Consider the following 13,292-nt stretch of genomic DNA (forward strand, 5'->3'; position numbering starts at 1 on the left):
CTCTGCGGGAGTGAATCGAAGTGCCACAGAAAACCAGAGTGCTCATCTGCGACGACTCGGCGCTGATGCGGCAGGTCCTCACCAAGCTGCTCGGCGAGGACCCCGAGCTCGAGGTTGTCGGCGCCGCCTCCGACCCGGAGAAGGCGTGGCAGATGATCCAACGGCTCGCCCCCGACGTGATGACGCTTGACGTCGAGATGCCGAAGATGGACGGCGTCACCTTCCTCGAGAAACTAATGGCCCACCGCCCGATGCCTGTCGTGATGGTCTCGTCGCTCACCGAGCGCGGCGCCGACGTGACGATGCGCGCCCTCGAGGCGGGAGCAGTTGACTTCGTTTCGAAGCCGGCCATGGACGTCGCCGCTCGCACGGCGGTCCTTGGCCGCGAGATCCGCGAAAAGGTGAAGGCCGCCGCCACCGCACGCATCCGCGGCCGGCGTCCGGCAAGGCCGTCGGCGCCGCGTCCTCGGCCGTCGGGTCTGGGGTTCTCGGCGACGCACAAGGTGATCGCGATTGGCGCCTCGACCGGGGGCACCGAGGCGCTGATGGAGGTGCTCACCGACATGCCCGCCGACTCGCCGGGCATCGTCATCGTGCAACACATGCCGGTCGGATTCACGGCGTCCTTCGCCGAGCGTCTCAACGGCGCTTGCGCGATCAACGTCCGCGAAGCCCGGAACGGCGACCGCGTCCAGCAGGGCCGCGCGCTCTTGGCCCCGGGCGATCAGCACATGAAGCTCCAACGGAGCGGCGCCACGATGTCCGTGACGCTCCACTCGACGCCGCCCGTTAACCGGTTCCGGCCCTCGGTCGATGTGCTGTTCCACTCCGTCGCCCAGCAGATGGGGAACAACGCCGTCGGCGTGATCCTTACCGGCATGGGTCGCGACGGCGCCAGCGGCTTGGTCGCCATGCGGAACGCCGGGGCGCACACCATCGCCCAGGACGAGGCCACGTGCGTCGTCTACGGCATGCCGCGGGCCGCGTTCGAGGCAGGCGGCGCCGAGCGCGTGCTCCCGCTCGACAAGATATCTCGCGGCATCCTCCATGCCCTGCCGGGTTCACGGCCCACCGCGTTGACACGTTAACCCGACAAGACCTCCGGTCACTCCCCCCATTAAACCCAGAGACACACCATGTCTACCACGGCCCCGGTTGACGCCGAGCTCGCGACCAAGGTGATGAACCCGGTCCTGTCCGCGGTTGCCGACACCTTCCAAACCATGATCGGCGTAAACCCGGTCCGCACGTCGCTCACGCTCCGCGAACCGAACACACCACTGTACGAGCTGTCGGCGGTGATCGGCATTTCGGGCGTCGTGAAGGGGTCGATCGTGCTCAGCTTCGCCGAATCAACGGCGATCAAAGCAGTCGGGACGATCCTCGGCATGGACATCAACAAGGTCGACGAGATGGTCGTCGATGGCGTCGGCGAGCTGGCCAACATGGTTGGCGGTAGCGCCAAGGACCGCCTCAAAATGGGCCTCAACCTGGGTCTGCCCAACGTGATCCGCGGGCGAGAGTACTCGGTTGAGTTTCCAGTGCTCTCGACACCGATGCGGGTTGGCTACGACTCGGAGATCGGCCCGTTTTTGATCGAGTTTGGCTTCGTTAAGCCGTCGTTTTGATCTGCTACCAATCCTGCCCTCGCAAATTCACTCCACTCTTGTGATCTGAGACCCGGCCATGAAAGTTTTAATTGTTGACGACTCGGCGATGCTCCGTACCGTGGTAAAGAAGGCGGTCGCCTCGATGGGTGTCGAGAACATCGTCGAGGCCGGCGACGGCGTCGAAGCGCTGAAGGCTCTGGAAGCCGGCGACGTCGATCTGATCTTCAGCGACTGGAACATGCCGAATATGAGCGGCCTGGAGTTCCTCAAGGAGACCCGAGCTAAGCACGGCGCTGTCCCGTTTATCATGGCCACGACCGAAGGCTCGAAAGAGAAGGTCATGGAAGCGATCGCCAACGGCGTAAGCGACTACATGGTCAAGCCGTTCACGCAGGTGATGATCGTCGAAAAAGTCGGCAAATGGTGCCCTGCAGCGGTCTAGAGGAATACAACGTCGATCGCACGCCTCCATGACGAGCCAACCATAACGATGCGACATCGTCGCTCAGAGTCATGTCGGGCCAGTGATTCAGACGGCCAATGACACACTCCGTAGCGGCAGACTGTCGGACGATGTATCGCACAACAAGTAGCAGAGGCGATTACTTCACGACTGACGGCTCCCTCATTGCCTGCCAGGGAAAGCCATTGAAATGATCTCTTCCGGGAGTCTTGGCGTGGCCCCCGGACGAGAGGCGACAAAGGCGCCAAGAGTATTTGCTAACCGTAGAGTCTGCTCGGTCGGCCATTCGAGTAGGGCGCCTGTCAGCAGACCCGCACAACAAGCGTCTCCGGCGCCGACGGTGTCAGCATTTGGTTCTGCGGCAGCAGTAACACTTGGCGTTTCGCCCTCAAACCAGCCTTCGGGCGTCGCCATAGCCACGCCGTTTGCTCCTCGCGTCACAGCTACCCACTCGAGCCCGTACTCGGAACGGATCGCTTCTGCGTTTGCGGCGAGGCTGCTTTCCTCCCTCGATTTGCCGCTGTATTGACCAGCGAGGATTCTAAGTTCGTCCTGGTTCACCTTGACTGCCGTGGCAAGATGAAGAGATTCGCTCAGTAACTCCGCTGAGTAGAAATCCTGACGCAGGTTAACGTCGAAGAGGCGGAGCGCTCCCTTGGCCTTTCCAAGGAATCCTTGAATGGCTTGGCGACTCGGCTCGCTTCGCTGGGCGAGCGTGCCGAAGGTGACGGCGTCACATCGTTGAGCCAATTCTTCGAACTGATGCGTCAATTCAAGCGCGTCCCAGGCAGAATCGGGCTGGAATTTGTAGCTCGCGTCGCCATCCTCATCTAGCTGGACATCCACACGCCCTGTCGGTCGCACTGGGTCTCTTTGCACCCAATCAACCGCAACGCCGCGTTCCTGCAGCGTTGCCAGGACCTCGTCTCCAAGAGCATCGACGCCGACGCGTGTCGCCGGAGTCGCCAGGCCGCCCTGAGGCCGTAGTACGGCGTTTGCATGGATGGCGACATTCAACGGAGCTCCGCCGAGAACGCGATTGTCAGGAAAGCAGTCGAATAGAGCCTCGCCGAGCCCGACGACCAAAGGGCCAGTAATTTGCATCATTGGATAGACCTGCGAATCAGAAAGTGCAGCGTGGTGCGATACAACCCAGAAGGATGGTTACCGACGTTGAGAGGTAGCGGCAATCGGATATCCTAGAGGATCAGGCCTCGCTACCACATGGTTGAGATCCGCCCAACCGGGCCGATCTCCGCTCGAAATGCTTCCAAATGGCACAAATGTACCTACAGCTCATTAGCATCCACGGTCTCATCCGCCCTTGCAACATCGAGATGGGACGTGACGCGGACACCGGCGGTCAGATTCGATATGTCCTGGAGCTGGCGAAGAGCCTGAGCGAGCACCCGGAGGTCGACGCGGTCGATCTCTTTACGCGGCGCATCAAGGACAAACGTGTCGATGCCGAATACTCGGAGCCAATCCAGGATATCGCGCCCAACTGTCGGTTAGTCCGTTTGCCATGTGGCGGAAACCGCTACCTACCGAAAGAGAAGCTTTGGCCCCATCTCGACGAATACGTCGATGCGATGATCGCTTTCACGCGTGCCGAAGGTCGTTTGCCCGACCTGGTTCACGGGCACTATGCCGACGCTGGTTATATTGCGAAGGAGGTAGCCGCGGCGTTTGGATCTCCCTTTGTCTTCACGGGACATTCACTAGGAAAGAGCAAGCTCGAGTACCTCCTGGAAGAGGGCTGGACTCTTGAGCAAGCGAACAAGACGCTCGCGATCGAGGAACGCATTTCAGTCGAGCAAGACTGCCTTGGCGTGTCGGACTTGATCGTGACAAGCACCCGGCACGAGAAGTCGTCGCAGTGGGGACTCTACCCGAGCCGCACCGACGTTAACTTCAAGGTGATACCCCCGGGCACGGACCTCGACCGCTTCTTCCCTTACTACGACTACGATCTCCCCGGAGCCGCAATTGACGAACGGTTCAAGCAAGCACGCGTGCGGATGTCGAATGAGTTAAGCCGCTTCCACTTCGAGCAGGACAAGCCACTGATCCTCGCCCTTTGTCGACCCGACCGACGTAAGAACATCGGCGCCCTGATCGAAGCATACGGTCGCAGCAATCAGTTGCGAGCCATTGCGAATCTGGTAATCCTCGCCGGGATTCGCAACAACATCGAGGAAATGCCGGAGAACGAACGGGTCGTTCTCACCGACATGCTGCTCGCAATGGACCGTTACAATCTTTACGGGAAGATGGCGATCCCGAAGAACCACGACTCGGAATTCGATGTCCCGGAGCTCTACCGACTCGCCGCCGCATCGGGAGGCGTCTTCGTCAATACCGCGTTCACCGAGCTGTTTGGCCTGACGGCGATCGAGGCCTCTGCCGTTGGTCTCCCTTTCGTGCTGACCGACAATGGGGGCCCGCAAGACATCGCGGCAAATTGTGAGAGCGGGCTGCTCGTAGATGTCAACAACCACACGGCGGTCACCAACGCTATGCTCAAGGTGCTCACCGACAAGTCCGCATGGGAGCGGATGTCGAGCAACGGCGTCAACAAGGTGCGGGAGCACTACAGCTGGGCGACGCATGCCGACCGATTCATTGAGGAAATCACGCCGCTTATCACCGCCCGTGTGAAGGGGTCGGACGGTGAAGAGCCGCCAGCCGTGGGAAAAAGAATGGCGAGCATTGAACGACTTCTCATTACCGATATTGACAATACGCTGCTGGGCGACGACGACGCGATGCGGACGCTATGCGATGTGCTCCACGAGCATCGCGACCGGATCGGTTTCGGCATCGCCTCGGGCCGCTCAATCGAATTGACCCGTGAGGCGCTCGCACACGCGGGCATCGAGAAGGTCGATGTCGCAATCTGTTCCGTTGGGGCCGAGATTTACTACGGGGCCGACTTCACCCCCGACCGCGGTTGGGCCAGCAAACTGCGTGCACGATGGCAGCGAGACAAGATCGAAGACGCCCTGTCGTCGCTAAGCTTCTTGACGCTGCAGGAACGCGACTTCGCCCAACGTGAGTTTAAGATTAGCTACGACCTCGACAGCCAAGTTGATAGGAACAGCGCCCTCCGCAAAGTCCGCGAAGTCCTGGCGACGACCAAGAGCAGCTACTCGCTGGTCTTCTCGCACGGAACGTTCCTCGACGTGCTCCCCCATCGGGCCTCCAAGGGGAAGGCGGTCAGGTACCTCGCCGACAAGTGGCGTTTAAGGATCGAAGACATAGCTACAGCAGGCGACTCCGGGAATGATCTCGACATGCTGCAAGGTAAGACTGCCGGCATCGTTGTCGCCAATCATGACGCCGAGTTGACCCAACTCCGCCAACAGAAGGCGACCAGGGTCTACTTCGCGAACACCGCCTACGCTGCTGGCATCCTCGAAGGGCTCCGCCACTACTCGTTTGTCTGATGGTCCTGGGCATGGGGACTCGTTGTGAGACGGTCCTGCTGCATCCCATGCTGGGCGCCTGTCACCAGCACCATCAACTGGTAAGGCTCCATGTCGAGCCGCTGTCCAGCCGTAATCACCTCTCCGCGGAACATGTCGACCACCGTCTTTCTCAGGCCGAGATTCCTCAGCCTCTTCGCCTCAATCGACTGCGGATGCTCGGAGAAGTTGCCTATAACCAACGCCGAATGCTCGTCGCGGCTCCGGAAGAACGCGAAGATGTGTTCGTTCCCCACATCAACAAACTCCGTCTCGGCCCGATCAAAAGCCGGGCTCTGCGTCCTCAGTTGAATGAGCCGAAGCAAGCCTTCGTAGACACGGCCCTCCGGCGTGTCGCTGTCGTACCGACGGCGGCTCTGCTCCCAGTTGAACGGCGGCCGATGAACCCATCGCGAGTCGGTGTACTTCTGGTGGTCCTCGGTGAACCGGTAATCGTTCGTCATGGCGATTTCATCGCCGAGGTAAATCAGCGGCATGCCGCCGATCGTCACGATGACGCCGTGAAGCAAGGTGATCCGGCGGACCGCGAGTTCCACCTCTTCCTCATCACCAATCTCTAAGGCGTGTTCGAGGCCGGCGAGCGAGGCCGTCATTCCCGAAACCCGTGCATCGCCAGTAGCGGGATTCACTTGGAAGACCAGGCCGCGGCTGAAGCTTCCCTCGTGCTGGCCAGTGTAAAAGTTGGTCAGGAAACGTCGATGACTTCGCGGGTCGAACCCCGCCGCCTCGATGTCATTGTCCGAGAACGCCCACCCTACATCGTCGTGACAGCGGATGTAGTTCACCCACGCACACCCGCCGGGGATGGCGAAGCGCTGCTCCATTGCCGACCGCAACGCATTTGTCTTTCGCGTGGCGAGGGCGTCCCAAAGCAATGCCATCAGCTGAGGATTGTAAGAGAGCTGACACTCGTCGGGGTGAATGTACTTGCTAACTTCGTCAGGATGGACGATTGCTTCGGACTTCAAAGCGATAGCCGGAGCCGCAATCCGGGCGGCAGCGCTCATGGCTCGGAGAACATTGTGCGCATTGGGAAGGTTTTGGCAGTCGGTGCCGAGCTCTTTCCAGAGGAATGCAACGGCGTCCATTCGGATCACCTCGACCCCGACATTCGCCAAGAAGAGCATCTCCTCGGTCATCTGCCGCAGGACGGCCGGGTTCGAGTAGTTCAAGTCCCACTGGTACGTGTGAAAGGTTGTCCAGACCCAACGCTTAATCCGAGGACGATAGGTGAACGAGCCATCGTGATCGTCCGGGAAGATATCGTGTAGATTGCGTTCGTAGGCGTCGGGCAATGACCGGTCTGGAAACATCCAGTAGTACGCTTGATAGTTAGCGTCACCCTCCAGCGCGCGTTTAGCCCAGATGTGTTCGTCCGAAGTGTGGTTCAGAACGAAGTCCAGGGCGATCGCAATTCCATGTTGGCGTAACTGTGTGGCGACCTTCCGTAGGTCATCCTGGACGCCAAGCGCCGGATCGACGTCACGGTAATCGCTTACGGCGTATCCGCCGTCGTTATCGCCCTCCGGGGACCGGAAAATAGGCATCAGGTGCAGGTAAGTGATGCCCAGCTCCTTGAGATAGGGCAACTTTTCCCGCAAGCCATCGAAATTACCAGCGAAAAGGTCTAGGTAGCACGTCGCACCCACCATCCGGTGCGACTGAAACCACGTTGGATCCTCTTCTCTCAAAGCGTCGAGCGCTCGCAGTTCAGAATCCCGTCCAATCCAAGCCTCGGCAATCGTTTGCAAGATTGTCTCGAGATGAAAAAAAAAGTCATACTGCTCGCCATAAAGTGCAAACAGCGGCGCGAAGAGCGAAGCGAAATGGGTCTCGACCCGTTTCTGAAACGTCTCCCACTCCCACGCATCAACCCGCGAGCCGAAGCGTTCCTCTAGCCTCGGCCAGAGCCGCCTAAGGGTGGTTTCTGAACGCGAAATTAGGTCGGAATCGAAGTGCTGCACGGTCAACGCGGTAGGGAACGTCTGGAGGTATGCTCGTTTCGTCCCAATATCCTACGGCGCTATTAAGATGCGGGACACCGTCGGTCCGCCATCACGTGCAACTTGTTGCTGCGACCGTCTCAGCAACAGCGAGGCGCCCAGGGCGAACGTCCTCTGGCTGCCGTTCCACGGAGATCGCAACCATGCACCCTCACAGTCGACCCATCAGAAGCAGGACAATCAGCACTAAGAGGACAATCCCTCCGATACCCCCTAGGGCTACGTTCTGCAATAGAGCTGCAATCAGCAAGATAACGATGACCGTTCCAATAAGTCCAAAGCGCATGATGGAGTACCTTTCGTATAAGTGGTAGCTGAACAGGGGCCAGGATCCGTGTAGGCTTGCGTCGCAATGACCTACCCACCCCTCCCTCACGGCGATGGAGGGGGCTTATCCGCTCAAGTGCGACTGCGAACGTCGTAATACATGCGACGATGTGTATCGGCGCCGCACCAGCCACCAAGTACCGATACCGCTAGCCCAAGTCCCGCTGCGGCGAATGACGCCCAAAGCACTTGCTGAGCGTACGAAGACGCCGTTTCGACTGACTCATCAACCGTCTCGACAACCTCATCCATCGTCTTGTCGGCTGTCTCGGCCATCGAATCGAAAGTGCCGGTCATAGTTTGGCTTAGGCGATTGACCTGACGGCGGTAAGTCCTCTGAATACCGCTGACGAGAGCTCGAACTTCGGCGCGGCTCAAGTCAGTCTCCTCAACGATCAGATCGGTCGCCAAATTGGTTTCGCCCTGGATCAGGTAGTAGGCCGCTTCTTCCATCGCTTCAGCATCCAGTTGCTCCATCGCCTCCGCGATATCCTCGCGAGAAACTTCCGCCCCACCTCGGGCATCTGCCGAAGCGATCACACCTGCGACGTTCGATGCGAGCTGTGATTGCAGGTCCTCAGCAAGGCTTTGATCATCGTCGGGATCGCCAAGCCGCTCCTCCAGTTCTGTGTAGGCGCCGGAGATGAGCTCATCGGCCTGAGCTCTACTCAGGTTCGTCTGGTCGGCAATCAACCCCGCAGCGCTATCTTGATCATTGTCAGCGAGGTCCGCCAGAACCTGATCGAGCGTCTCGGCGTCAAGGTCATTGATCGCGTTACGAACGTCTTCGGCTGACACCTCGGCGCCTCCCTCCGGGTCAACCGAGGCTATAGCCTCCGCAGCGCGGCGATTCAATCGCGATGCGATCCTTTGAAATGCTTCTGTATCGGCGACCGACGAAAAGAGGCCCGTAGCTCCTTCAGCTCCAGATGCGACGGTAGATCCAACCGCAGACCCCACAGACCCAACCCCCTGCGCGGTCGCCGAGATGGCCGTCGTGGCCGCCGATCCCGTGGTCTGCACGACGCTAGCGCCAGTCTGCAGAAGCGAACTCACCCCGAGATAGCTTAGCCACACCATCACGACCGTCGCCACGCTCCACACGACGAAGCCGTGCATCATTCCGACCGCCTCATCGACAGTGTTGGCCATTCGCGACGCCAAAGCCGATCCCACAAAGTAGGCAATTAGCGACGACAGCAGCATCCAGACGATCGCAGCCTCGGGGAGTCCGTCGTTCATCATCGTGTCATCGGCGACATCGGTAACGCTGACGCCAATCGCCGCCCCAAGCAGATAGAGGAGCCAACTCGTAGACAGAACGGCGAAAAGGCCCGCGATAATAGCGCCCCAACTCACGGCAACAGGCTGAGGGATATTGGTTTGTATTTCTTCGTGGACGTGCTCGTTCACAACAGCGGCTCCGTTAAAGGAATGCTTGGGATAAGAAGTCTGACGATTCAGCCGTGGGCAACTTCCTTGCCAAGCCTCCCAAATCACCTGCAGTAGGCTGCTGCAACGGATTCACTTACCAGCAAAGCGACCGCATTGCTCATCGAGCGGCCGCATTGGTCACAATTGAACCGCTTCCATTCTTACAGCGTTGGAAAGGGAAGCACTGGAAAGGAACCATCGGAAAATGACGTCGGCGCCGGGGAACACTTAACCTGTGTCGCTTCGCAGCCATTGGTCGAGAGGACGAAGTGACTTTGAGACTTCAGCGTCGTTGGGTCATATAGAAGCACTTTGGCTCCTCAATAAAAAACCGGAGCGGCGCGGCTGGGAGAGCTTCCCTACCGCACCGCTCCGGTCGACACCCAAGTTTAATAGGTTTCTTCAGTTTCGCCGACGCCGTACTCCGAGTCCCCCAATCAGCCCCAGGCCGAGCAGACCTAGCGTTGCGGGCTCCGGAACGACAGCGCGGACGTTGTCGATGTAGACCGTGATCGGAGCGGTGCCCGATTTGTTGATGAAGAACTGGAAGCCAGTGGCGGCGTAACCGCCGGGCTCACTGCCGTAGAGGTCATTGAAGGACGGGCCGCCACCGAAGGTCTGCTCAAGCGAAATCGATAGATCGGTGTATGTGCCGGGAGCAAGCGCTTCGAGAGCAACGAACTCAGCAAACTGAAATTGATTGTAGGTGGGGCCGTCGGCGACGCCGAATGTCGTGATGCCAAGGCTCGCAAACCCGCCCGCGAAGGCTTCTTCAATCGTGAGATCGAACATGATCGCCGACACCCCCGGGGGATCAGCCAATGCCGCCGGAATGACCGTCTCAGTCCGAGCGGCCTCGAAAGTCGCGGGAGTAATCATCGAAATTGCCAAAGCAGTCGATCCATCGGTGGCTCCCGTCGCCGAGGCGGTTGCCGTTATCGCGCCGCTGGTGGGGAAGAACCCGTCGAGCCCACTTTCGAACGAATAGAGGAGTTGAGCTTGCGCAGCACCGCTTACTCCACAAACCAGAATCGCAGCTAAACAAGCTTTCGTGACGAATCTCATGAGTCTCTCCGGTGTCAAAACGAGGTCGCCTGGCTTAGACGAATTTCGCAAAATCGTAAGGGACAGATTGTGCCAATAACCGCATGTATCGATCGCAACTTACTTCACCGATACCGAGAAGCCGCCAGCAAGCCAAAGCCGCTAGTGACAAGCAAGCAAATCGCCGTGGGCTCGGGTACGACGATCCCTGACTGGTCGACGCCAACAGACGTAAGGCCGTACCGATCGGCCCAGTAGTCGTAGTCGGCGTTGTCAACGACGCCGTCACCGTTCCCGTCGCCTTCAAAGAAACTCGCCGGCTCGTCAATCTCGAGGTCAACGTGATCACGCCACACAGTGTAGTCGGCGGCGTCGACGACGCCGTCGCCGTTGTAATCGGCCTCGAAGATCTGACCGGTGCGGACGTTGTCAAAGTAGACCGTGATCGGACCTCCGGACAGGTTAACGTAGAATTGGAATCCGGTAGGGATGAGGTCATCAACACCGCTCCCCAGCGTCCCGAAAGCGTCGTTGAATGAGACGGGGAATTGGAAAGTTAGCGGGTGGAAATTGCCGCGGGTCAGGTCGAGCAAGACATTCCGGTGCGTGCCGGGCTCGAGCGCGCCGATCGGCACTTGGTCACGGATGAATTGAACCTGCTGTCCAGCCACTTGACCGCCCGGACGGTCAGGCTGCGAGTCTCCAAAGAACGCCACACCGAGATCGGCGAAGGTGCCTGTGAAGGCTTCGGTGATCGTGATATCGACCAGGAAGTAGTCGAGTCCCGGCGGATCGCCTACAGATGGTGCGAGCTCACTCGCCAGGGCGCCGACGAAGGTCTGACCGTCGTCAATTGCAACCTTCAAGGAGCCTGCGCCTTCGGTGGCCCCGATCGTATCCTGAGATACCGCGATGCCTCCCCCGGTTGGGTTGGGGCCGAAGCCATCGGTTCCGGCTTCGAAAGAGTAGGCAAGTTCCAGCGCCAGGGCGGGGGGGCTGAAGAAGCCCATTGCGCCGACCGCCACCGCTAGGGCAGCCAAGGGCGCTGCGGCGAAAGACGGCGTGATTCGGCGGCCCCAAGATAAAGATGAAGTCGCAAAGTCATTCATCATTAGCTGCTACTCCAACGAGGACGGGCGACTGCGGCCACAGGCAGAGGAATGGCGTGGTCTTCAGCCATTAATATCAAGACCTAGAATAATTGCAACCAAATTCCAGACGATTTGGGCCTGCTCTTTCAAGTAACTGTTCGCCGAGCAAATCCGAGTACGCTTAGACATCAAGCTCGATCTGCTGATCGCTTGCGAGTCGGGATCGTCAAATTGAGTCAAGATAGATTGACTCGATATATTCAATGACGTATAAAAAGTCGAGGCCGGCGGGGCGATAGCCGTATTCCGACTAGTGACTCGCTCGTTGGGGAGTGCTCATAGAGGGGCGATACCATGGGTAAGAAACGGCGACTCAGTGCATGGAGCTTCCTCGCCCTAGCAACTCTGGCCTTCGGCTGCGGCCCCCAGACTGATCGGCTGGGAATTAGCGGCCAAGTGAGGCTCGACGGGGCCCCGCTCGACGAGGGGTCGATACGATTTACCTCGCGCGGCGACACGCCGATGGCCGCCGGCGCCCTTGTGCGAGAAGGGCGCTTCCAGATCCCTGCGGAGAAGGGCCTCCTGCCAGGCGACTACGCGGTGGTGATCCGATCTCCAGATAATGACGCGCCCAAGATTCTCTACGAAGGGTTTCCCACGGCCCCCGACCGCGTCCCCAGTCAGTACAACGCCGAATCTACTCTGACAGCCAACGTGGCCCGCGGCGAGGAAAACCGATTTGAGTTTGAGCTTACCAGCGCTAAGCCATAGCCGCGCGGTGGACTCTAAATTGGCAAGACATACCAGGCGACGAATCCTACCCCCTCCATCAGGTCCGCAAGTTCGATGAAAGCAAATCGCTCGGGGTTCACCCTGGTAGAGCTCTTAGTCGTCATCGCCATTATCGGCATCCTGGTAGCGCTACTGCTGCCTGCCGTGCAGGCTGCGCGTGAGGCGGCCCGCCGAAACCAATGCGTCAACAATCTGAAGCAACTTGGCGTGGCGATGCAGAATTACCACGACACGAACGGGCATCTCCCGATCGGAAACATCAGCTGCTGTCACGGCACTTGGCAAATGGCAATCCTTCCGTTCATCGAAGAGCAAAGCCTCGCCGATCTCTACACGCCTTTGCCGAAAGGCGAACTGCTGATCGAGAGGTACCGTTACCACGCCGAAGACCTGACGGCAAATCCGCCGATCCGCAACAAGCAGGTCGTCGAGACAAGGATCTCCACGCTCACATGTCCCAGTGATCAGCAGCAGACTACAAACGTCTTGGAAGGACCTGATTCGGCAGTGACGATGCACAATTACGTCGTCAACTACGGGAATACCAATCACCGGCAGACGAACCATCTAGGACCGACGAGTCCCGACTTTGTCGAATTCCTAGGCGCGCCCTTCTTGAGTCAGGACACCAATCCACCCAATCTCGATCGGGTGGCTAGCTTTCGAAAAGTCCCCGACGGTTTGAGCAAGACCCTCCTTGCCGCTGAGACGGTGCAAGGCCAAGACGGCGATCTTCGGGGACTCACTTGGTGGGGGTGGTCGGCGGGCTTCGAGACCTTCTCGGTTCCCAATGACACTGAGCCAGACTTGATGCAGCAGAGCGCTTACTGCAATCCCACGGCGCCGAATCCGCCCTGCGAGGGGATGTCGGGGCCGTTCTTCTACCGTGCGCTTGCGCGTAGCCGACATCCTGGAGTTGTCAACGCCGTGATGATCGATGGATCTGTTCACACGGTTTCCGACTCGATTGACCTCGGGCCGTGGCGGGCTGCCGGCACGACTAAGGGTGAAGAAGTCGCTAGCCTCTTCTAGAAGGTTAG

12 protein-coding genes are annotated in these 13,292 nt (G+C 59.2%); 7 read left to right on the forward strand and 5 right to left on the reverse strand.

What is annotated here, in order from left to right; genetic code table 11:
* The first annotated feature begins 20 nt into the window (after positions 1 to 20).
* The 3 genes from Spa11_RS14135 to Spa11_RS14145 are packed head-to-tail and all read left to right on the forward strand — an operon-like array spanning position 21 to position 2,052.
* Positions 21 to 1,088, forward strand: a complete 1,068-nt coding sequence (locus Spa11_RS14135; protein WP_145113332.1) for a protein-glutamate methylesterase/protein-glutamine glutaminase — start codon at positions 21 to 23, stop codon at positions 1,086 to 1,088.
* 48 nt (positions 1,089 to 1,136) lie between these two features.
* Complete coding sequence (locus Spa11_RS14140; RefSeq protein ID WP_145113334.1) at positions 1,137 to 1,628, forward strand: chemotaxis protein CheX; 492 nt, start codon at positions 1,137 to 1,139, stop codon at positions 1,626 to 1,628.
* Between the two features lie 58 nt (positions 1,629 to 1,686).
* A complete protein-coding gene (locus Spa11_RS14145; protein ID WP_145113335.1) occupies positions 1,687 to 2,052 on the forward strand; it encodes a response regulator in 366 nt (121 codons plus the stop codon).
* 183 nt (positions 2,053 to 2,235) lie between these two features.
* On the opposite strand, the gene Spa11_RS14150 is transcribed toward Spa11_RS14145, so the two are convergent.
* Complete coding sequence (locus Spa11_RS14150) at positions 2,236 to 3,180, reverse strand: carbohydrate kinase family protein (RefSeq protein ID WP_145113337.1); 945 nt, start codon at positions 3,178 to 3,180, stop codon at positions 2,236 to 2,238.
* A 176-nt stretch (positions 3,181 to 3,356) separates the two neighbouring features.
* On the opposite strand from Spa11_RS14150, the gene Spa11_RS14155 reads away from it, so the two are divergent.
* On the forward strand, positions 3,357 to 5,522 hold the full coding sequence (locus Spa11_RS14155; protein WP_145113339.1) for an HAD-IIB family hydrolase: 2,166 nt from the start codon (positions 3,357 to 3,359) through the stop codon (positions 5,520 to 5,522).
* Here the strand turns inward: Spa11_RS14155 and Spa11_RS14160 are convergent.
* The 3 genes from Spa11_RS14160 to Spa11_RS14170 all read right to left on the reverse strand — a co-directional run bounded on the left by Spa11_RS14160 (position 5,507) and on the right by Spa11_RS14170 (position 10,117).
* On the reverse strand, positions 5,507 to 7,525 hold the full coding sequence (locus Spa11_RS14160; protein ID WP_145113341.1) for an amylosucrase: 2,019 nt from the start codon (positions 7,523 to 7,525) through the stop codon (positions 5,507 to 5,509). The two genes, Spa11_RS14155 and Spa11_RS14160, sit on opposite strands and share 16 nt — an antisense overlap.
* A gap of 438 nt (positions 7,526 to 7,963) precedes the next feature.
* A complete protein-coding gene (locus Spa11_RS14165) occupies positions 7,964 to 9,304 on the reverse strand; it encodes a hypothetical protein (protein ID WP_145113343.1) in 1,341 nt (446 codons plus the stop codon).
* 423 nt (positions 9,305 to 9,727) lie between these two features.
* Positions 9,728 to 10,117: a PEP-CTERM sorting domain-containing protein gene (locus tag Spa11_RS14170; RefSeq protein ID WP_197529402.1), complete on the reverse strand. Its 390-nt coding sequence runs from the start codon at positions 10,115 to 10,117 to the stop codon at positions 9,728 to 9,730.
* On the opposite strand from Spa11_RS14170, the gene Spa11_RS23005 reads away from it, so the two are divergent.
* Positions 10,116 to 10,313 (forward strand): hypothetical protein, encoded by a 198-nt coding sequence (locus Spa11_RS23005; RefSeq protein ID WP_197529403.1) that lies wholly within the window; start codon positions 10,116 to 10,118, stop codon positions 10,311 to 10,313. The genes Spa11_RS14170 and Spa11_RS23005 overlap by 2 nt on opposite strands.
* A 181-nt stretch (positions 10,314 to 10,494) precedes the next feature.
* On the opposite strand, the gene Spa11_RS14175 is transcribed toward Spa11_RS23005, so the two are convergent.
* Positions 10,495 to 11,235: a hypothetical protein gene (locus Spa11_RS14175; protein WP_145113347.1), complete on the reverse strand. Its 741-nt coding sequence runs from the start codon at positions 11,233 to 11,235 to the stop codon at positions 10,495 to 10,497.
* Between the two features lie 579 nt (positions 11,236 to 11,814).
* Between Spa11_RS14175 and Spa11_RS14180 the strand changes: the two genes are divergently transcribed.
* Both Spa11_RS14180 and Spa11_RS14185 read left to right on the forward strand, forming a co-directional pair.
* Complete coding sequence (locus Spa11_RS14180; RefSeq protein WP_145113349.1) at positions 11,815 to 12,231, forward strand: hypothetical protein; 417 nt, start codon at positions 11,815 to 11,817, stop codon at positions 12,229 to 12,231.
* A gap of 75 nt (positions 12,232 to 12,306) precedes the next feature.
* Positions 12,307 to 13,284 (forward strand): DUF1559 domain-containing protein, encoded by a 978-nt coding sequence (locus tag Spa11_RS14185; protein ID WP_145113351.1) that lies wholly within the window; start codon positions 12,307 to 12,309, stop codon positions 13,282 to 13,284.
* Positions 13,285 to 13,292 lie beyond the last annotated feature (8 nt).

The sequence above is a fragment of the Botrimarina mediterranea genome (assembly GCF_007753265.1).
In the GTDB taxonomy this organism is placed as follows: domain Bacteria; phylum Planctomycetota; class Planctomycetia; order Pirellulales; family Lacipirellulaceae; genus Botrimarina; species Botrimarina mediterranea.

What these genes read in the sequence shown, in the direction of transcription:
- Spa11_RS14140 (WP_145113334.1), top strand. Translation starts at nt 1,137, where the DNA reads ATGTCTACCACGGCCCCGGTTGACGCCGAGCTCGCGACCAAGGTGATG.
- Spa11_RS14145 (WP_145113335.1), top strand. Translation starts at nt 1,687, where the DNA reads ATGAAAGTTTTAATTGTTGACGACTCGGCGATGCTCCGTACCGTGGTA.
- Spa11_RS14150 (WP_145113337.1), bottom strand. Translation starts at nt 3,180, where the DNA reads ATGATGCAAATTACTGGCCCTTTGGTCGTCGGGCTCGGCGAGGCTCTA.
- Spa11_RS14155 (WP_145113339.1), top strand. Translation starts at nt 3,357, where the DNA reads ATGTACCTACAGCTCATTAGCATCCACGGTCTCATCCGCCCTTGCAAC.
- Spa11_RS23005 (WP_197529403.1), top strand. Translation starts at nt 10,116, where the DNA reads ATGATCGCCGACACCCCCGGGGGATCAGCCAATGCCGCCGGAATGACC.
- Spa11_RS14170 (WP_197529402.1), bottom strand. Translation starts at nt 10,117, where the DNA reads ATGTTCGATCTCACGATTGAAGAAGCCTTCGCGGGCGGGTTTGCGAGC.
- Spa11_RS14180 (WP_145113349.1), top strand. Translation starts at nt 11,815, where the DNA reads ATGGGTAAGAAACGGCGACTCAGTGCATGGAGCTTCCTCGCCCTAGCA.
- Spa11_RS14185 (WP_145113351.1), top strand. Translation starts at nt 12,307, where the DNA reads ATGAAAGCAAATCGCTCGGGGTTCACCCTGGTAGAGCTCTTAGTCGTC.